The sequence below is a fragment of the Marinobacter sp. genome (genome assembly GCF_039977835.1).
Classification (GTDB): Bacteria; Pseudomonadota; Gammaproteobacteria; order Pseudomonadales; family Oleiphilaceae; genus Marinobacter.
This window is the reverse complement of sequence record NZ_JBDWCL010000017.1, coordinates 21,044-39,365: the sequence shown is the minus strand read 5'-3', so window position 1 is coordinate 39,365 and position 18,322 is coordinate 21,044. Positions and strand designations below refer to the sequence as shown.

17 protein-coding genes are annotated in these 18,322 nt (G+C 55.2%); 5 read left to right on the top strand and 12 right to left on the bottom strand.

The genetic code is table 11. From position 1 onward, the window contains the following. Positions 1-88 precede the first annotated feature (88 nt). On the top strand, positions 89-1,111 hold the full coding sequence (locus ABJM11_RS06550; protein WP_348294953.1) for an AraC family transcriptional regulator: 1,023 nt from the start codon (positions 89-91) through the stop codon (positions 1,109-1,111). A 154-nt stretch (positions 1,112-1,265) separates the two neighbouring features. Here ABJM11_RS06550 and ABJM11_RS06545 read toward each other — a convergent pair whose 3' ends face one another. The 6 genes from ABJM11_RS06545 to ABJM11_RS06520 form a co-directional block, all read right to left on the bottom strand. Then, on the bottom strand, positions 1,266-2,477 hold the full coding sequence (locus ABJM11_RS06545; protein ID WP_348294952.1) for an argininosuccinate synthase: 1,212 nt from the start codon (positions 2,475-2,477) through the stop codon (positions 1,266-1,268). Positions 2,478-2,598: 121 nt separating this feature from the next. Continuing rightward, positions 2,599-3,000, bottom strand: coding sequence for a flagellar export chaperone FliS (gene fliS / locus ABJM11_RS06540; protein WP_348294951.1), 402 nt, complete (start codon positions 2,998-3,000; stop codon positions 2,599-2,601). Between the two features lie 89 nt (positions 3,001-3,089). Beyond that, positions 3,090-5,081, bottom strand: a complete 1,992-nt coding sequence (gene fliD / locus ABJM11_RS06535; protein ID WP_348294950.1) for a flagellar filament capping protein FliD — start codon at positions 5,079-5,081, stop codon at positions 3,090-3,092. Between the two features lie 235 nt (positions 5,082-5,316). Further along, positions 5,317-5,769 (bottom strand): flagellar protein FlaG, encoded by a 453-nt coding sequence (locus ABJM11_RS06530; RefSeq protein ID WP_348294949.1) that lies wholly within the window; start codon positions 5,767-5,769, stop codon positions 5,317-5,319. A gap of 84 nt (positions 5,770-5,853) precedes the next feature. Continuing rightward, positions 5,854-6,981 (bottom strand): flagellin, encoded by a 1,128-nt coding sequence (locus tag ABJM11_RS06525; protein ID WP_348294948.1) that lies wholly within the window; start codon positions 6,979-6,981, stop codon positions 5,854-5,856. A 177-nt stretch (positions 6,982-7,158) separates the two neighbouring features. Continuing rightward, the gene (locus ABJM11_RS06520) at positions 7,159-8,295 is read right to left on the bottom strand and encodes a flagellin (protein ID WP_348294947.1); all 1,137 of its coding nucleotides are present in this window, start codon (positions 8,293-8,295) and stop codon (positions 7,159-7,161) included. Between the two features lie 382 nt (positions 8,296-8,677). Between ABJM11_RS06520 and ABJM11_RS06515 the strand changes: the two genes are divergently transcribed. Then, on the top strand, positions 8,678-10,141 hold the full coding sequence (locus ABJM11_RS06515) for a flagellin (protein ID WP_348294946.1): 1,464 nt from the start codon (positions 8,678-8,680) through the stop codon (positions 10,139-10,141). A gap of 88 nt (positions 10,142-10,229) precedes the next feature. On the opposite strand, the gene ABJM11_RS06510 is transcribed toward ABJM11_RS06515, so the two are convergent. Beyond that, positions 10,230-11,636, bottom strand: a complete 1,407-nt coding sequence (locus ABJM11_RS06510) for a plasmid pRiA4b ORF-3 family protein (protein WP_348294945.1) — start codon at positions 11,634-11,636, stop codon at positions 10,230-10,232. 125 nt (positions 11,637-11,761) lie between these two features. Between ABJM11_RS06510 and ABJM11_RS06505 the strand changes: the two genes are divergently transcribed. Further along, positions 11,762-12,001, top strand: coding sequence for a type II toxin-antitoxin system Phd/YefM family antitoxin (locus ABJM11_RS06505; protein WP_275704463.1), 240 nt, complete (start codon positions 11,762-11,764; stop codon positions 11,999-12,001). Position 12,002: 1 nt separating this feature from the next. Further along, positions 12,003-12,389 (top strand): type II toxin-antitoxin system VapC family toxin, encoded by a 387-nt coding sequence (locus ABJM11_RS06500; protein WP_348294944.1) that lies wholly within the window; start codon positions 12,003-12,005, stop codon positions 12,387-12,389. Between the two features lie 91 nt (positions 12,390-12,480). On the opposite strand, the gene ABJM11_RS06495 is transcribed toward ABJM11_RS06500, so the two are convergent. Further along, the gene (locus ABJM11_RS06495; RefSeq protein WP_348294943.1) at positions 12,481-12,852 is read right to left on the bottom strand and encodes a type II toxin-antitoxin system HicB family antitoxin; all 372 of its coding nucleotides are present in this window, start codon (positions 12,850-12,852) and stop codon (positions 12,481-12,483) included. Next, positions 12,849-13,115 carry a type II toxin-antitoxin system HicA family toxin gene (locus tag ABJM11_RS06490; protein WP_348294942.1) on the bottom strand — a complete coding sequence of 89 codons (267 nt, stop codon included), beginning with the start codon at positions 13,113-13,115 and terminating at the stop codon, positions 12,849-12,851. The genes ABJM11_RS06495 and ABJM11_RS06490 overlap by 4 nt, the downstream gene beginning before the upstream one ends. A gap of 435 nt (positions 13,116-13,550) precedes the next feature. Between ABJM11_RS06490 and ABJM11_RS06485 the strand changes: the two genes are divergently transcribed. Further along, positions 13,551-15,548, top strand: coding sequence for a hypothetical protein (locus ABJM11_RS06485; RefSeq protein WP_348294941.1), 1,998 nt, complete (start codon positions 13,551-13,553; stop codon positions 15,546-15,548). Positions 15,549-15,617: 69 nt separating this feature from the next. Here ABJM11_RS06485 and ABJM11_RS06480 read toward each other — a convergent pair whose 3' ends face one another. The 3 genes from ABJM11_RS06480 to ABJM11_RS06470 form a co-directional block, all read right to left on the bottom strand. Further along, positions 15,618-15,833, bottom strand: a complete 216-nt coding sequence (locus tag ABJM11_RS06480) for a hypothetical protein (protein ID WP_348294940.1) — start codon at positions 15,831-15,833, stop codon at positions 15,618-15,620. 99 nt (positions 15,834-15,932) lie between these two features. After that, the gene (gene sbcB / locus ABJM11_RS06475; protein ID WP_348294939.1) at positions 15,933-17,378 is read right to left on the bottom strand and encodes an exodeoxyribonuclease I; all 1,446 of its coding nucleotides are present in this window, start codon (positions 17,376-17,378) and stop codon (positions 15,933-15,935) included. Between the two features lie 48 nt (positions 17,379-17,426). Then, positions 17,427-18,293, bottom strand: a complete 867-nt coding sequence (locus tag ABJM11_RS06470; RefSeq protein ID WP_348294938.1) for a hypothetical protein — start codon at positions 18,291-18,293, stop codon at positions 17,427-17,429. Positions 18,294-18,322: the final 29 nt, after the last annotated feature.

Genomic DNA, 18,322 nt, shown 5'->3' with positions numbered 1-18,322 from the left:
GTTTTTAAGCCAGCTTTTTAGCTGGCTTTTTTCGTTGCAAACTTCGGTATACTTCTACCAACAATAACCCCAAGAAGTTGCCGTAACCATGAACACCCTCGGAACCGCCTCCGTTGCCGCCCTCAGACAATACGTTCGCGCCGCCAACGCCCGTGGCATTGATACCGGCTCACTATTTACCAAAGCCGACCTTGATCCGTCGAACCTGCAAACCGACGACGGCCGTATCAACGGAGAACAGTTCCAGGTATTCATCCGGCTTCTGTGTGAGGAAAGCAATAACCCCATTCTTGGCCTGGAAACCGGCGATTTTGTGCAGCCCGGGTCCTATAGTGTTGTAGGGTATATCACCATGAGTTGCGCCACGCTCGGTGAAGCGGTGGCACGAATTGCCCCGTTCGAAAAGCTCGTTGGCGATATGGGCACCACCAGTCTCTCAATGAACGGCGACGACCTGAAGCTGACCTGGAACTGCAACTACACAGACCCCGTGATCCGGCCACAGATGGTCGACAACATCTTTGCATCGTGGATCAACTACGCACGCTGGCTGGCGGATGATAACAAGGCCTCACCCAGCTCCGTGCACTTGCGCCGGTCTTCCCCGGGCCCGGAACTTGAACAGGCTTACACCGAACGCTGGGGCTGCCCGGTCCGATTCTGCGCTGGTGAAGACGCCATCGTGCTGCATAAGGCCTTGCTGAACACACCGCTACGCCAGCCAGACCCCCTGCTCCGAAAGACACTGGAAGCCCACGCTCTCAGCCAACTCGCGACCCTGGAAACCGACACCGCCCTCACCCACCGGGTAAAACACAGCATCCGCCGACAACTGATGCACGGCATCACCCGGCAGGACATGGTTGCGGACCACCTGGGCATGACCAGCCGCACGCTGCAGCGCAAACTCAGCCAGGAAGGCGTTTCCTATCAGCAGTTGCTGGATGAGGTCAGGCAGGGCATGGCGGAAGATTTCTTAACGAATAGCGAACTGGGAATTCCAGACATAGCACTAAGGCTGGGGTACAGCGAAACAACGTCATTCCATAGGAAGTTCAAAGCAGAAACGGGAAAAACCCCGGGAGAGTTCCGTCAGTTAAAAGCGGAATAAACAAAGGCCAGAACGACCAAGGCCGGTGCAGGTTCCCAGAAACGTGGAGCGCCAGGGATGGCGCGACCGAGCCCTACATGGATGTATTCACGGGCGTTTTCTGGGAACCTGTACCGGCCTTGCTCAGGCACCATTGTTCGGAACAAACTCAGCTTTAAAGTTTGCGGCCTTTGCCAGCGGCAATACGCAGGCGCAAAGCATTCAGCTTGATAAAGCCCTCAGCATCCTTCTGATCATACGCCCCCTGGTCTTCCTCAAAGGTCGCAATCTTCTCATCAAACAGTGAATCGTCAGACTTACGCCCAACCACATCCACATTGCCCTTGTAGAGCTTCAGACGCACGGTACCATTTACATAGGTCTGGGTCTGGTCAATCAGCGCCTGCAGCGCCTCGCGCTCCGGTGACCACCAGTAACCGTTGTAAATCACCTCCGCGTAACGCGGCATGATGCTGTCCTTCAGGTGCGCCACTTCGCGGTCCAGAGTAATGGACTCAATGGCCCGGTGAGCGCGCAGCATAACGGTACCACCCGGAGTTTCGTAGCAACCGCGGGACTTCATGCCCACATACCGGTTCTCAACGATATCCAGACGACCAATGCCGTTCTCGCCCGCGACCTTGTTCAGGTGCTCAAGCACCTCATGAGGCTTCATGGCCTGGCCATCAATGGCGACAATATCGCCTTTCTCATAAGTCACTTCGATATAGGAAGGCGTATCGGGAGCCGCTTCCGGAGACACACTCCAGCGCCACATATCTTCCTCGGCTTCCGCCCAGGGATCTTCCAGGTTGATGCCTTCATAGGAAATGTGCAGCAGGTTGGCATCCATGGAGTACGGGCTCTTGCCCTTCTTCTTCTCCACCGGAATGTTGCGCTCGTCGCAATAGGCCAGCAGCTTCTCACGGGAATTCAGGTCCCACTCACGCCAGGGCGCAATCACCTTCACGCCAGGCTTCAGCGCGTAGGCGCCCAGTTCGAAACGCACCTGGTCATTACCCTTACCAGTCGCGCCGTGGGAAATGGCATCGGCGCCGGTTTCGTTGGCAATCTCGATCAAGCGACGGGAGATCAGCGGGCGTGCGATGGAAGTACCCAGCAGGTACTCCCCTTCATAGATGGTATTGGCGCGGAACATCGGGAACACGTAATCGCGCACAAATTCCTCGCGCAGATCCTCGATATAGATTTCCTTCACTCCCAGCGCCTTGGCCTTCGCCCGCGCCGGTTCCACTTCCTCGCCCTGGCCGATGTCGGCGGTAAAGGTTACCACCTCGCACTCATAGGTATCCTGCAACCAGCGAACGATTACCGAGGTATCCAGGCCACCGGAATAGGCCAAAACCACCTTTTTAATATCAGACATGCCCTTGCTCCAGACTGAACAGAATGGATGTATCGAAAATAAGGCACGTATTGTACGGGACAGCGGGGGGAATGGCTATTGGTGGGAGCGGGCCCACATCAGGCCCGCACAACGCCCGCGCTCAGACCGCTTGCTGTTGCAACGCGGTGGCTTCTTCGCGGATGCCGTCCCAGCCGTCTTTGACTGAACGCAACAGGTCAGCCACTTCATCCAGCTTGGCAACATCATTCTTGGCGTTCGCCTCGAACAACGTCCGCTCCATGTAGTCATAAAGCGACTCCAGACGCACCGCCAGGTCACCGCCTTTCTCAAAATCCAGGAAGCCACGAAGGCCGCCAATGATTTCTATCGCCTTGGAGACGAGTCTGCCCTTGCCCTCGTAGTCCTTTGCCTGCATCCGGGCTTTCGCCATATTGATGCGCTCCAGCGCTCCGTTGTATAGCAACTGGATCAGCTTGTGCGGGTCCGCATCGGTAACGCTGGTTTGGGTGTTTACGCGTTGGTATGCCTGTAAACCGTTCATAATCTACCTCTTTTTTTACCGGCTTTCCGGTTATGCCGTGTTGGCCGCCATACTCTTGGTATAGCTGAGTCCGAATCTATTTAGCAACTTTAGTTGTTGCCATTGTTCGCGTTGGGTGCCAAGGCCGCCAACTGCTGGGTGACATAATCCCGGGTGCTGTTAAGCTGTGAAATCAGCGAATCAGCTGCACTGAACTGGCTAACCAGGCGCTCCCGATATGCTGTGACCCGCTCTTCCAGCCTGACACGGCTTTCCTGAATCTGCTCCAGCTCACGGTTAAGGCTGTCGGTGCGGGATTCGAAGGCGCCACCGGCACCCACCATATTGGTGACCAGATCTACGGTACGCTCGCCGACGCCTTCAATGAAATTGATGGAGCCACGATCGCCTGTCTGGTCACCCATAATCCGGACCTGCAGGCCGGAAGCACCACCGTTACCACTGGACAAGAACAAAACCTGACCATCACCTTCGGCTGCCCTGCCATCAATGGTGCCGGCCACATCCAGCCCCTTAGTACTGGTGTTGGTATCCAGACCGAAAGTCGCGGCATTTTCCGCAGAAGACAGCGAAACACCAGATTCACTGCCATAGCTGGAGGAAGTGAAATTCAGATTACCTGAACCATCCACCCCGGCCTGAACCGAAACGCCAGCCGCATTCAATGCATTATTGGAATCCAACTGGGCCTGAATTTCGTCCAGCATGCCTTGCTGGTCGGCGTAGGTTCCCTGGGTCAAAGCCAGGTTCACAGTAATATTACCGTCTACATTCAGGGTCAGCTCATCATTGGTGTCGGTGATATCGAAACTGCCGCCCAACGCAGAACCACCCAAAAGCTGGCCACGGGTGGCAGCCTGAGTCACGTTTATGTCGTACTCCCCCGGCTGCGTATCCAGACCACTGCGCACAAATTCAACCTGGCCATCAGAGACTCTGCCCTGCTCAGCGAACAGCGCAGTAACATCGTCCGGATTGGCCTTGAGCTGCTCCTCGAACTTTTCCTGATCAAACTCGAGCCCGCCGGTTTCCCAGTTGGTGGTAATCCCAACATCTGCCAGGCTGCGAACACTGGCGTTCTCCATCCCCGGAACCACACGTGTAAGAATATTGCGCAACTGGCCCTGGATATTACGAACCGTGGAATCGCCCGTCAGCACACTGCCTCGTCCTGCTTCAGCATTGAATCCGGCGAGGCTATCGATGGTGGACTGCAGAGCATTGAACTTGTCGACAAAACCCTGAACCCGGTCCGCTACTGCACCCAGGTCCTGTTCAACCTTGATGGTCGATGCACCCTCGGCAGTGATATCAAAGGTCAAACCATCGATCACATTCTCAAAAGTATTAGTTGAGCGGGTAACTTCGATGCCGTTAACCTTCATCACCGCATCGCTGGCAGCAATGGTTTGCTGCAGGCCAGCCCCCGCGTCCATAGTGTCGTTGAACGCGAAACGGGAAAGCCCCTCATTATCCGTATTGGTTCCGCCAGTATCACCACTGACCGAAATGCTTACAGAGTTGGCTGTGCCGGTTTCGTCAGCTGAAAGCACCAGTTGATAACCGTTACCGGTATCGATAACACCGGCAGAAACACCAGCGTCGGATTCATTGATGGCATTCGCCAATCCCTGCAATGAATCATTGCTGCTATCAATTGTAACGTCAGTAATCTTGTCCCCCACAGACAACTGCAAGGTACCCTGGCCAACGCTGGTCGAATCCCGGTCTGCAAATACCGCCTGGGACGCCAGCGCCTGCGCAGATGCCAGGCTGGTCACCTCAACACTATAGGTACCCCGACTGGCTTTGGTGCTATCCACGGACACCCCGATATCGCTATTGGAGGAGGACGCGGAAAAGGCCTTCAGGTTATCTGGTGAGCTGAGTTGACGCATGGGCAGGCGTAGCTCGGTTACAGCACTACGGAGCTTGCCATAGGCGGACAGTAGCGTCTCAGTTTGCTGAGCCTGTTGGTTCAGGCGGGTTTCAGTCGGTTTGCGTTCTGCTGCAACCAGCTGATCTACCAAATCCGAGGTAAGAACCCCGGAACCAATACCCAACGATGAAATGCTTGCCATAACCATGCCTCCTCAAGGGGGCGAAAATCGATACTGATCAGTTTATCGGCAAAAGGCGGCAAAACTTTGCCTTTTCCGTCTACCTTTTTGTAACAAGAGGTAATCTCCATGCTTCCCCTCTCCCCTCGCGGGAGAGGGGGTTAGTCCTTCCCCAAACGCAGAACACCGCCGGCCCCTCTCAGGTGCGGCGGTGCTGAAATCCCGTCATTCGCATCAAGCCAAAAGCAGCAATGCTCTAGACCTTAATGTTAAACAACGTCAGCGGTTCATCCTGCTGCAAGTTCTCTGCCAACCTCAATGCAACCTCATCCGGAATCTGGCGAATCACTTCCTGGGTAGACTGATCAACCACTTTTACGATCGTTTTTCCAAGGTCGTTATCCACTTCAAACTGCAAATCCCGCTGGACGGTCTGAACAAAGTCATTCAACTGCGACACCGCGTCATCCAGTTGCTCCCGCTGGGCTTCGTTACGCTTTTCGAGCCGTTCGGCTTTCGAAGGCTGCTCAGCCTGATTGGGGGCCTGACTGGGAGACTGCGCACGATCCGCACGGCCAGCCGATGAAGGTGCAACCTGGGCTGAGGCATTCCTGCCTTCGGCCTGAGATGACGACATTGCCCTTACCGGAGCCTGCTCACTGGAACGAACCAGCTTCAAATCCGGGCTGTTCAGGTTAACGTCATTCATAGCTTTACCTCACTATCCTCAAACGGCGTTAAACCGGGGCTTCTCTTTATCAGAAAAGCCCCGGCTTGTGCCGCTATGCCCCGATTACTGCAGGAGGGACAGAACCTGCTGAGGCCGCGCGTTGGCCTGTGCCAGTACCGAGATACCCGCCTGCTGCAGTACCTGGGACTTGGACAGCTTCGCAGTTTCTGCGGCGAAGTCAGCGTCCAGGATACGGCTGTTGGCAGCACTCAGGTTTTCTGAGGTAGTTGCCAGGTTTGCAATCGTGGAACTGAAGCGGTTCTGGACCGCACCCATATCAGCTCGGGCTGTGGTGACTTCCTCCAGGGCTGCGTCGGCGATTTCGAGCGCTTTCTGGGCGCCTGCGAACGTTGAAACATCCAAGTCTTTGACGAATGTTTCCGTTCCATCTGCAGCAGCAGTTGTATCAGCTGTCAGCCCAGTTCCCGTTACCGTACCTCCAATTACCAGATCCTCTCCTGCCTTCACAGAGGTAAGGGTAAGAGTCGTATCGGAAACTTCGGCGTAAACCCCCGTCTGATCGAATTTATCGTTAATAGCTTTTGCTAGGTCGACTGCTTTTGCAGCCGCATCGCCGGTATTCGCAGCCACGTCATCAATTGTAATATCGTTAATCGTCAATCCGGACACCGCTGCGTCATCAACTGTGCCTGTAACAGCATCAGCAAACATGGCACTTCCGAGCCCATCAGCATTAGCGTCAACAATTTTACCTACGCCAATCGTCTGGCCAGCATCCGCGCCAACCTGGAAAAGCTGGTTAGAGAAACTGCCGTCCAACAACTTGGTCCCGTTAAAATTGGTCTGATTCGCTACCCGATCAATTTCCGAGGCCAACTGCTCTACTTCCGCATTAAGCGCGGCGCGATCCGAGCTTGAGTTGGTCGCGTTGGCGGACTGCACCGCCAGTTCACGGATACGCTGCAGGTTGTTACCCACTTCAACCAGCGCACCTTCTGCTGTTTGGGCCAGAGAAATACCATCGTTAGCGTTGCGTGAAGCCACGTCCAGGCCGCGAATCTGAGTAGAAAAGCGCTGGGAAATTGCCAGACCGGCAGCGTCGTCTTTTGCCGAGTTGATACGGAGGCCGGACGACAGGCGCTCAAGCGCCTGATTGCTCAGATCCTGAGACTTGCTCAGCTGATTCTGAGCGCTGAGTGATGCGACGTTGGTGTTGATGCCAAGAGCCATAACCATACTCCTAATAAGCTTTATGAACCGAATCCGAAGGTCTTTGCTGCAGATTCTGGCCGTTGTAACTAACTAACGGCCAGGTGGTTCGTTTCTTTAATGGTTTAAAGCGCTAATTTAGTAATGGATTCTATTCAGCTAAGCCGAGTAACCCCGATTCAAAAGCGCTATCAATACTTACTGTAAAAGGGACAGAACCTGCTGTGGCCTTGCATTAGCCTGGGCCAGAACTGAAATGCCAGCCTGCTGCAGCACCTGGGACTTGGACAGCTTCGCGGTTTCCGCGGCGAAGTCCGCGTCCAGGATGCGGCTGTTGGCAGCACTCAGGTTTTCCGAGGTCGTTGCCAGGTTTGCAATTGTTGAGCTGAATCGATTCTGTACCGCACCCATGTCAGCACGGGCTGTGGTGACTTCTTCCAGGGCCGCATCAGCAATTTCGAGGGCTTTCTGAGCCCCGCCAAATGTTGAGATATCCAGATCCTTGACGAAGACTTCTTGATTGGCAGCAACGGTCGTAGCGTCTGTTAGACCAGACCCGTTGACGGTTGCACTGACGCCTACTGTCAAAGCTTGGTCCGCCTTGACTGAGGTCAGCTTGATTTCGCTAGAGGCAGTAATCTCTGCATAGACCCCTGTCTGATCAAACTTAGCGTTAATTGCTTCAGCCAATGCGTCAGCGGTTTCAGCCGCAGAACCTTGGGCAGCCACATCGTCAATGTCGACGTCATTTATGACAAGGTCTTCAGTAGCAGCATTTGTCACCTGTGAACCACCAGTCGTTTCGGCGGCAAAACTCGCGCTACCCAAAGCTTCTGCATTTGCATCAACGAGACTGTCGATGCCAATGGTCTGACTTACATCCGCGCCGACCTGGAACAAAGCACTGGAAAAACTGCCATCCAGCAATTTCGTGCCGTTGAAGTTGGTTTGGTTAGCAACACGGTCAATTTCCGAAGCCAACTGCTCAACTTCGGCGTTCAGCGCCGCGCGATCAGAGCTTGAGTTTGTAGCATTAGCAGATTGCACCGCCAGCTCACGGATTCGCTGCAGGTTATTACCCACTTCGACCAGCGCACCTTCCGCCGTTTGGGCCAGGGAGATACCGTCATTGGCATTACGTGAAGCAACGTCAAGACCGCGAATCTGGGTGGAAAAACGCTGGGAAATTGCCAGGCCAGCGGCATCGTCCTTAGCGGAATTGATGCGCAGACCGGACGACAGGCGCTCAAGCGCCTGATTGCTCAGATCCTGAGACTTGCTCAGCTGATTCTGAGCGCTGAGTGATGCAACGTTGGTATTGATACCGAGAGCCATAATGCTTCTCCTAAAACTATTTGCTGTTCTCGTGGAAGAGGGCTGGCATCCGTTTTTGCGTTGCTGGCTGCCGTCCTGCTGAATTGCTTAACGACCAGCGTTTTCAGTTCTTTAAAAAATTGGCAAAGAATATTGTTAGCAAATGTAAAAGCGGCAAAAGGCTTCCCTTGCCTGCGGCGATAAACCGGCAACCTCCTTCGTTACGCGCTCTTGTCAACACGAATATTTAACTATTTATCAGTTACTTATGACGAAGGCCGAAAAACTGGCACGCACTTCGCTTTCCTCCTGACAAAACGGCAACTCAACGAATTCCTGCCGGCAAGGCGTCCATTTTGATCGGGCGGCGGGTTACCGGCATCTCTGAGCAGGGAGAAAAGATATGCCTCAGGTCATTAATACCAATATTGCTTCGCTGAATGCTCAGCGAAATCTGAATACATCTCAGGGCGATGCCAATGTGGCACTTGAGCGTCTGTCTTCCGGGCTTAGAATCAACTCTGCAAAAGACGATGCGGCTGGCCTGGCGATTTCAGAACGTTTTCAGTCACAGGTAACTGGCCTGAACCAGGCCCAGCGCAACGCCAACGATGGTATCTCTCTGGCGCAGACCGCTGAAGGCGCGATGGATGAGATCACCAACAACCTGCAGCGAATCCGTGAGTTGGCAGTGCAGTCTGCCAACGCCACTAACAGTATTTCCGACCGCCAGGCACTTAACCAGGAAGTGCAGCAGCGGATAGAGGAAATCAACCGAATTGCCAGCCAGACCTCCTTCAACGGCCTGAAAGTACTGGACGGCACCTTTGGCACGCAAACCTTTCAGGTGGGCGCTAACGCGGGTGAAACGATTGGTATCAGCGGACTGGATTCCCGGGGGAGTCAGTTGGGAGCGACCCTTGGAAAAACCGACGGATTTGCTGACAAGATTGTACCCTTAACAACTGAGACCAACGAGCTCGGGCTCAATTACGCAGGCAACGTTAACTATACCTTCTCAATAGACGATACCGAGTACACTGGTACCAGTACTACTCCAGGCACTCTTACAGATCTTGCTGACGATCTCAATGCAGAGCTGCCTGCCGGCAGTGAAATTACCATTTCGGCCAACACCGCCGAAGACAAACTTGTTTTTACCAACAGCTCCGGTGAAACGGTGCCGGTTTCGCTAGACCTGGTAGATGCGGATACCACCCAGCCGGACTTCGCCCAAAGCTTGAATGCCGAAGGTGGTGATCTGGCTGCTTACTTCGATACTAACCAGCAGACCACAGTTGACTTCAACATCAATGGCGTATCCTTTTCATCTGACAACATCACGTCTTTGAATGACCTTGTTGGCAAGATCAACGCCAAGTCCAACGAAACGGGTGTCGAAGCGAACCTGGACAGAACGAACAAAGACATCGTCTTCTCGTCACAGTTCGGCGAAGACTTTTCGGTCCAGATCACTGCAGACCTCGATGGCGATACTGCAACTAACGAGATCGACGTGGACGAAACCTATACCGCCGCGGCCAATACCGTGTCGGTCAATGACACAGACATTTCGACTCCCGACGGCGCCGACGAGGCAATGGTATCCATTGACTATGCCATCGATAAGATCAACAGTTTCCGCGCCGAGCTAGGTGCAGTACAAAACCGATTCGAGTCCACCATAGCAAACCTATCCACCACATCGGAAAACCTGTCAGCGGCAAACAGTCGAATCCGCGATGCGGACTTCGCGGCCGAATCCGCCGAACTGGCCCGCACTCAGGTGCTCCAGCAGGCCGGCCTGTCAGTGCTGGCCCAGGCAAACGCAAGGCCACAGCAGGTGTTGCAGTTGCTGCAGGGTTAAGTATCGATCCGAAGTAAACGAACAAAACAGCCGGGCTTTGAGCCCGGCTGTTTTGGTTTAGGCTTCCCTGTTGGGTTGTTTTGTCGGATTACGCCGGAACAAACACCCCCTCAAACAACGCAGTTCGCCGCATTACCTGCCCGCCCTCATCCCGCAACCTTGCATGCTCTGGATCCAGCTCGATCAGGCCGAGGAGCTGAAACAACGTCAGCATTCTCGAGCGCAGCGCCGAGCGTACCTTCTGTTCCTCACTCATATAAACCACAGGGTAGGCGTCAAACGGCAGCCGCGGAAAGGCCTTCAGCATATCCTCCAGGTACTCGTCCACCGGGCGCCACTGATCGCCTTTTCCTGACAGTAGCCAGAAGCAGAACGGCGCGGTGTACTGTATTGCATCCAGGCCCTCGTAGTGGTCCATCGGCGCCCAACTGAGACGGGTGAGCACTGTTGAGAGCAGATCCCGGTATACACCCAGCCAGCCTTTTTTCTCCAGCCTGGTTTCAGCGGACTTCTTGAGGGAAAGTACGCCTTTCTGTTTTTTTGTGTAGCCGGCAATCTCCAGCAACATGCGGGTAAGGATCACCGCCAGCACGTGCTCTTCAGAGCGAATCGGCGAATACCTTGCCATCGGTGCCACAATGGGTTGTCCGCCTGCTTCAATCATTGCCTTCACGTGCTTCAACGGCAGATTGCCCTTGCCGGTCAGGCGAATGCCTTTGCCCTTCATCGATTCCACCAGCACCCTGGCCATGCGGATAACCGGTGCCGTATCGATCCGTTTATTCACCGCGTCGGCATCAAAAAGAGGATTGAAAACCGAGGGACAGTTCAGTGGATTCTGCAGCAATTCATGCACCTGCGCCGGGCTCAGACCCTGGAAATCACTGGCTGCGGGTGCGCCATGCTCCGGATCCTCTGGGAACCACTCATCGCGTTCGGCAAGGTCTGCGTTAATCTGTTCGAGATCGACGAAGTCCGGGTCGAACCATTCGCCGCACCACTCGCGAACGGCGATGTGTTCAGGATGGGCCATATCTTCCATGGCCTCGATAAAGTCGTAGAAGCCCGGCAATCCGCCCACATCCTCCGGCGGGCATTGGCGCACGGCCTTGATACAGCGTGGCAGTGTATCGCTACCGGCCTCAACGGCTGCGATCTTTTCAAGCACGATTTGATGCTCCCAGCCATCACCGAAGTCATACTCGTAACGCAGCGCCCGCCCTTCTTCTGACAACACAGCGGAGACCGGCACAACGGCCTCATCCCGGAACTCCATCATGCCGTCAAAGTCCTCGGCCGGGTCGCCAATCAGGATGCCGTCTTCTGCCTCGAACAGATGCAGGTGCGAGGCCTGCCAGCCCATGGCCACCTGGATAATGCGGTGGAAATCCTGGAAGGTGGTGCCGGGCTCAATCAGTAAACGCCGCCATATTGGGGGTTCAGCGCCGGCGAGGGTTACTTTGAGCTGATAGGCAGTTTGGGATTCGGTGGGCATGAGGGCTCCTGAAATTTGAATGCCACAATAGTTGTCAGTTTACTTTTGTGATCCGATTATGCGGTAGTACGTTGAACCCGGCAATGATAAACTAACCTAAATTAGCTAACCAATCGGAGAGCACCATGGAATCCGTCAACATGCACGAAGCCAAAACCCGCCTCTCGCAACTCGTTGCCCGGGCCGCCAAGGGCGAAGCATTCATCATCGCCAAAGCGGGAAAGCCGGTTGCTCGGGTAACGGCTTTCGATTCTCCCGAGGAAAGCCAGCAGAAAAGGATTGGCTTCATGGCAGGGGAATTTACAGTGCCGGACGATTTCGACCGGATGGGCCAGGACGAAATCGTTGAGATGTTCGGAGGCTGACGTGAACCTGCTTCTGGACACTCACATTCTGCTATGGGCAGCGGCCGAGCCGGATAAGCTGTCTCCCGAGGCCGCAACCCTGATCACCAGTGAAAGTAACCGGCTGTATTTCAGCGCAGCCAGTCTTTGGGAAGTGGTTATCAAGAATGGGCTGGGCCGACCAGATTTTCACATTGATCCGCATTTGCTGAGGCGCGGCCTTGTAGACAATGGTTATCTGGAATTGCCGATATCGTCGCAGCACACACTCGCAGTGAGCCACCTGCCAGATATTCACAAAGATCCCTTCGATCGCATTCTGGTTGCCCAGGCCGAAACTGAAGGCTTCTTGCTACTTACCTCTGATGAGCTGGTTGGGCGCTATCCGGGGCCTGTTCGGCTGGTTTAGGGTCGTTCAAATCAACTGGGGTCAGACCCCAAGACATTTCGATGCAGCAAATGTATCGGGGTCTGACCCCGCTTTGAGATTACGGCTTTGCCTAATCTGACCTACGGTGGGGTTCTGAAATGTCGGACTGGGTGACGAAGTATTCGACGGCGCGCTGAACTGCTTCGTTCAGGCCCATTCCTTCGCCCGCTGCCTTGATTGCCAGTTTTCGATGAAGGTCCCTACCAATCCGGATATTGAACGACCCGTTGAAAGGTTTGTTTGGCTCAATGCCCATGTCAGCGCAGTCTGACAGGTATTCATCAACCGACACACAAAACTCCTGCTCCAAGCCTCGCAGACTTTCAGATTCGTAAGTCACCAGGTCTTTGATGAACAGCAATTTCCCGTAGAGTACGCCACGGTCTAAATCATGCTCAATAGATCCGATCTGGCCTTTGTATTTTAATGCCTTGCTGTTCATAGCAGCCCCCAAGTTTTTAAGGTCTGGACCACGTCTCTGATCATTAACGGGCCACACACTTTTTCCGGATGCGGTCTGTGTAGCCGGATCATCACGCCTCTATCCCCGGATTCACCTGGCTTATAAAAACGCACGCGAGATCCGCTGCCCTGCAATTCTTCGAAACCCAAACTCAAAAGAAAGCTTCTTAAGTCGTTCCACTTGATATCTTTGGGAGTCTGCTTTCGCAAAAGCCGCTCCCGAAACCTGTCCTTGTTTACCATGCGATCATCCTGATCATTTAACGCAACTGAATTGTAGTTGCATAGAGTCGTCAGGTCTAGCTCATTTGTTGAATTACGCCTAACCAATTGGGGTCAGACCCCAAGACATTTCGATGCAGCCAATGTATCGGGGTCTGACCCCGCTTTTGTTGGCTTGCTTTGTCAGATTGCGCTTTGCTAAACCGACCTGGGTAGGCCTCGGAGACCTGATCGGCCCGGGGGTGGGGGTTCCTTTTCTGCCAGAAAAAGGTGTCTGAGCAAAGCGAGTTCTTTTTCCAAAGAAAAGGAACCCCCGCCCACGGGCCAGCCCCCAAAGCCCCAAAGTCCACAAACTGGCACACCTTTCGCAGTATCACTTTCAAAGCACTGCAAAACGTCAAAAAACTGCAGACCATTGCCGCTCGGTTGCCGCGGCGGGGTTTTACGAGGTGTCCCATGCAAGCACAGCACAACGTTCACGCTACCGAAGCACAAAAGGCTCATATCGCACGGCTTCTGCTCCAGGCGAATCTGGCCTATGGCGAGTCCAACAGCCCCGTCTCGCTGGCCCAGCGTGTCAAAGCGCGGCATGAATGCCGGGGATACCTGAACGAAGTACTGGCGCAGGAGCCCGGCAATGCCGGAGCACTCGGCTTGCTGGGCCGGGTGGAGATGGACGACGGGGCGCTGCAGAAAGCCCACACCCTGTTCACAGACAGCCTCAGCCAGGACCCTGCCCAACCGCAGCAGTTTACCAACCTGGGCTACTGGGCCATCAAATCAGAACGCCCTGCCCTCGCGGCGCAGTATTTCATTCAGGCCCTGGAGAGGGACCGGCAATCCGCCGCCGCTTTCTGCGGGGTGGCCCACGCCAAGCGCCTGCAGGGCCAGTTTGACGTGGCTTACCTGCATTATCGCAAACTGCTGGAAATGGGCCTCGAATGGCCCTCCCTCTACAGTGGCATGCTGACCTGCGCCGAAAATCTGAACGTTCAGAATGCCGATACCAGGCTGGCCCGGGACGCCATCCTGCTATTACGCCATGATGGCCTGCCCCACCAGGAAATTGGCCGATTCGTAGCCGCTATCATCTGCCAGCAGTACGACCTGGAAAACCCGAACGCCCAGGTAGCCCTGGACGCCGCCAGCGAAGACGAACTGCTGATTCTGGCCCTGAAAAAGACCCTGATGCCAGATCCGGCCGTGGAAGAACTGATCACTCTGTTGCGCCGCGCCATTGTCGCCGAGGTGGCCCAGACGGTTGAACTGAGGGAAGAGCTGCAGCCACTGGCGTTGGCCCTTGCAGTCTATGCCGACCGCACCGGCTACGCCCTGACGGCAGAAGATGATGAAGAACGCCTGGTCTCTGCCATCAATGACAGCATCTGCGCGCAACTGGCCATGGGTGAGGAACAGGACGGCATGATCGGCTCACTGATCATCAGTGCCATGTATGGTGCAATGTTCCACCAGAGTTTTGCAGTACAACTTGGCCGCTGGAACCTGGTGGACTGGCCAGTTGCCTTCCAGCCGGTAATGGCGGCAAGTTACTACAACCGCACCGCCGAAGAAGCCATCAAACAGAATTTCGACGAAAAAGCAGAAGAACTCTGCCTGGAAAAAACCGACGTGCCCCAGGCCTGGCCGAGCTGGTCAAAGCTCGCCTACCGCACCGAGTCCAGCCTGAAAGCCATGATGGCTACGGAGTTGGGCATGAACACCGAACAACTGCCAGATACCCTGCGCATCATGGTGTGCGGCGCCCAGTCTGGTCAGCGTGCCATGGAACTGGCTCACTACCTGAAAGATGTCGAAGTGATCGCGGTAGACGAGTCCCTGGCAAATATCGCCAAAGCGACACGGCGGGCCGGAGAAATGGACATCAGCAACATCGTTTTCTGGCCCTGGTCCATTGCCCAGCGCTTCGTAGCTGATGACCATAAGGTTCACTGGATCGAAGTCGGCCGACTGCCCTCGGCAAAAATGACCGACGTCTCCCTGGCAGCCCTGGTCAGCTCCGCTACGGGTAATGGTGCGGTAGTGCATATGCACACCGCCGTCGATGAACAGACCGATGGCGACCAGCAGATCCGCCGCCTGATTGCCCAGCACAACCTCAAACCCTCCCGCACAGCCCTGCGCCAGCTTCGCAAAATGGTACTGACCAACCGCCAGGACCCGATGTGGCAAGCGCTGGCATCAGAAACCGACTTCTACGGCCTGGGTGGCTGCCGGGACCGCTGGTTCCGCCAGCAGGATACCGCCCAGTTGAAGGAACTGATGGCGTTGGTGAGTAATGAGGTGGAGTGGAAACTGGTGAAAGCGCGCGACACGGATGGGCATAGCCTGGCAACAAAGCCGGTACAGAAGCAGATTCAAGCCGAAGCGCTGGGGAACGAGGTGCAGAGTCTGATGGGGCAAGGGCTGAGTGTTTATTTCCAGCGGCGGCGGTGAGTTTTTGCTGGGATGAGCCCCTCTCCCCTCGCGGGAGAGGGGTTGGGGAGAGGGGGAACCTGATCAGTACTACACTTCCTTTTTTAAATGCTCCCATGCTTCATCTTCCTCATCCTTGAGCCAATCATCCTTCAGCGCAGACTCTGCCGCCACCAGAACCTCTTCCTGAGATTCGTCATCGTCCAACAAAGTAATTAAAACTCTGCGGTATCCTTTTATAGATACCTTCTCGAGCCACTGTATATGGCCCTGCTCGTCAATTAATGCCTCTACTGTTTGCAACACCTTGTGCCTCCTGTCTGGATGGCGTTTTAGTTATTCTCGCACCGGGGCCGGGGGAGAGGGGGCATTCAAAAAGCGGCGACTCCGAAAGAGCCAACATCCTTATACATAAGGAATCAAAGACTCCCCATACAAATGCAACTCCTCCAGCACATGTCGCTTCTCGGGCGTCAGTTCCGGGTCTGCTGCAAGCCGCTGTAATTCCATGGCAAAGGCCTCCAGTGACCGCCACCCCTTTTTCGGTTTCATCAATCGCTGGCCCCGAAACGCTTCCCAGCGCTCCATCTCTTCACCGATCAGCGTATTGGGGTAGTTCCTGGCGCGATAGCGGAACAGCAGCTCGTCCAGGCGGCCATCTTCAAACCTTATTTCCTGCTCTCCCAGGGTTTCCACCGGTTGTTGCAGCAGCCAGTTGAGCTTTTCGCGGTCAGTTTTGCTGATAAAGCCACCCGCGTAGAGTTGTTCGTCCGGGTCAGTCAGGTCGCCCTCGTGGGGTTGGTCAAAAGCCTCGGCAATGCGGGCGGACAAGTCCGGCGCCTTGCGAAGGATGGCCAGGTGTTGCCGCAGCTTCTCACCGTCCAGCTCCAGTTCCGCCAGCCGTTCTTCGGACAGGGATTTCAACATGGTGGCGGGAGCCAGCACCGGGCACTTGTTCAACTGAACGCCTTTCAGCGGAAATCGGCTTGTTCCCTCACCCAGGTCCGCCTGGGAAGTAAATACCCGCTCACGGATTTGTTCAGAGCTGGCGTGGATCAGCTCGCTGGGGTCTTCCCTAAGATCATAAACAATCACCAAATTCTTGTTGGTGGGATGCTCGGCTACCGGGGCCACCATAGCGCAGCAGCCTCTGGTGGCCGGGTACTTGGCGGAAACGTGGAACACCGGCTTCATGCTCGCGGTATCCAGCATTGCCCGGGCGGAGTGTTTATCCTTGTTCTGAAGTACGAAGTCGAACAGCTTGGGCTGCTTTTCCTTGATCAACTTTGCCACAGCGATGGTGGCCTCCACGTCTGACATCGCATCGTGCGCTGCTTCGTGGGCTATGCCGTTGGCGACGGTCAGCTCTTCCAGCCGGAAGCTCGGGCTGCCGTCTTCCTTCTTCGGCCAGTTGATGCCTTCCGGCCGCAGGGCGTAGGTCAGCCGCACCATGTCGATGATATCCCAGCGGGAATTGCCACTCTGCCATTCCCGGGCGTAGGGATCGCGGAGGTTGCGATACAGGGTGTGGCGGGTAACTTCGTCGTCGAAACGCAGGCTGTTGTAACCCACGGCGCAGGTACCGGGCTGGCTGAAGGCTTCGTTGATCCGGGCGATGAATTCCGCTTCCGGGTAGCCATCTTCCAGTGCCTTTTGCGGGGTGATGCCGGTAATCAGGCAGGCTTCCGGCGAGGGCAGGTAATCGTCCGCCGGGGCGCAGTAGATGACCAACGGATCTTCAATGATGTTCAGATCGGCATCCGTGCGCACACCGGCGAACTGGGAGGGGCGATCATGTATCGGATCGACACCAAAGGTTTCGTAGTCGTGCCAGTAGAAAGAACGGATCACCAAAAGGACTCCTGCATTACGTGAATGGGCGAATGCAGGGTATTGTAATCAAAACATCCCCGTACCACGATCCACGTAATGCGTCCGTTCCCGCTGCACCCCGTTCTGCAGCGTCTGCATATCCAGCGTCATACTCGTAGGCAGATTAAGGAAGACTCCTTGCGGCCCCTGGATCACGTTGGTGCCATCCAGGTCCTGCCAATCCACTGACTCGCTCTGGAATGCCAGGAACAGGTCTTTGGTGAAGCCCACAGTGTCATCGCCATTATCGACACCAATATCCATGGAAAGCAGATTGGTCAGTGGCACACATTCTCCACAGCTTCCGTCTTCTGCCGCCAGGCCAATCTGCGTAGCGCGGTAATTGGTGGCTACCCCTGCGCTATCAAACAGCGTGGCATCCACCGGGTTGCCACTGGCATCGTTGATCTTCAGGCCAAGGTTGCCGCTAAAGCTGGCGATCTCACCGGAAAGCGTGCCCCGCGCCTGGTTCAGGCCAAAGCGAAAACCGGACAGCTTGCCGTTTCTCTCAGCCAGTTCCAGATAGGGCTCGACACCCTCAAACGGAACCACCTCGTTCACATCGTAGGTGTTGCCATCCAGCTGAATGCGGTCTTCGTCACCCTCGCGCACATAATGGCCAAGGGCGAAATTCTTGATATCAAGGTCGGCGCCAGAGTCGTCCCCGCCCATGATCACACGGTCGGCATTCAGCCGCTTCTCGGAATCAATCCCCAGTGTTACGCGGGTAAACTGGTGGTCAGCTCCAGCCACATTGTCTACCCTCATCATTGCCTGCCCTTGCACCTGGCTCATCTCCCGGTCGGAAATGGGCTCCAGTTCTGCCAGGGCAACAGGCGAAATACCCAGGCAGATGGTGAGAGGGACAGCATACCAATAAGCATCCTGTCTCATAGTGTTGCGTCTCTGATGTGTTAGTAGGC

Bases quoted from the DNA above. Each gene is read 5' to 3' on its own strand.
- ABJM11_RS06550 (WP_348294953.1), top strand. From the start codon at position 89: ATGAACACCCTCGGAACCGCCTCCGTTGCCGCCCTCAGACAATACGTT.
- ABJM11_RS06545 (WP_348294952.1), bottom strand. From the start codon at position 2,477: ATGTCTGATATTAAAAAGGTGGTTTTGGCCTATTCCGGTGGCCTGGAT.
- fliS (WP_348294951.1), bottom strand. From the start codon at position 3,000: ATGAACGGTTTACAGGCATACCAACGCGTAAACACCCAAACCAGCGTT.
- fliD (WP_348294950.1), bottom strand. From the start codon at position 5,081: ATGGCAAGCATTTCATCGTTGGGTATTGGTTCCGGGGTTCTTACCTCG.
- ABJM11_RS06530 (WP_348294949.1), bottom strand. From the start codon at position 5,769: ATGAATGACGTTAACCTGAACAGCCCGGATTTGAAGCTGGTTCGTTCC.
- ABJM11_RS06525 (WP_348294948.1), bottom strand. From the start codon at position 6,981: ATGGCTCTTGGCATCAACACCAACGTCGCATCACTCAGCGCTCAGAAT.
- ABJM11_RS06520 (WP_348294947.1), bottom strand. From the start codon at position 8,295: ATGGCTCTCGGTATCAATACCAACGTTGCATCACTCAGCGCTCAGAAT.
- ABJM11_RS06515 (WP_348294946.1), top strand. From the start codon at position 8,678: ATGCCTCAGGTCATTAATACCAATATTGCTTCGCTGAATGCTCAGCGA.
- ABJM11_RS06510 (WP_348294945.1), bottom strand. From the start codon at position 11,636: ATGCCCACCGAATCCCAAACTGCCTATCAGCTCAAAGTAACCCTCGCC.
- ABJM11_RS06505 (WP_275704463.1), top strand. From the start codon at position 11,762: ATGGAATCCGTCAACATGCACGAAGCCAAAACCCGCCTCTCGCAACTC.
- ABJM11_RS06495 (WP_348294943.1), bottom strand. From the start codon at position 12,852: ATGAACAGCAAGGCATTAAAATACAAAGGCCAGATCGGATCTATTGAG.
- ABJM11_RS06490 (WP_348294942.1), bottom strand. From the start codon at position 13,115: ATGGTAAACAAGGACAGGTTTCGGGAGCGGCTTTTGCGAAAGCAGACT.
- ABJM11_RS06485 (WP_348294941.1), top strand. From the start codon at position 13,551: ATGCAAGCACAGCACAACGTTCACGCTACCGAAGCACAAAAGGCTCAT.
- ABJM11_RS06470 (WP_348294938.1), bottom strand. From the start codon at position 18,293: ATGAGACAGGATGCTTATTGGTATGCTGTCCCTCTCACCATCTGCCTG.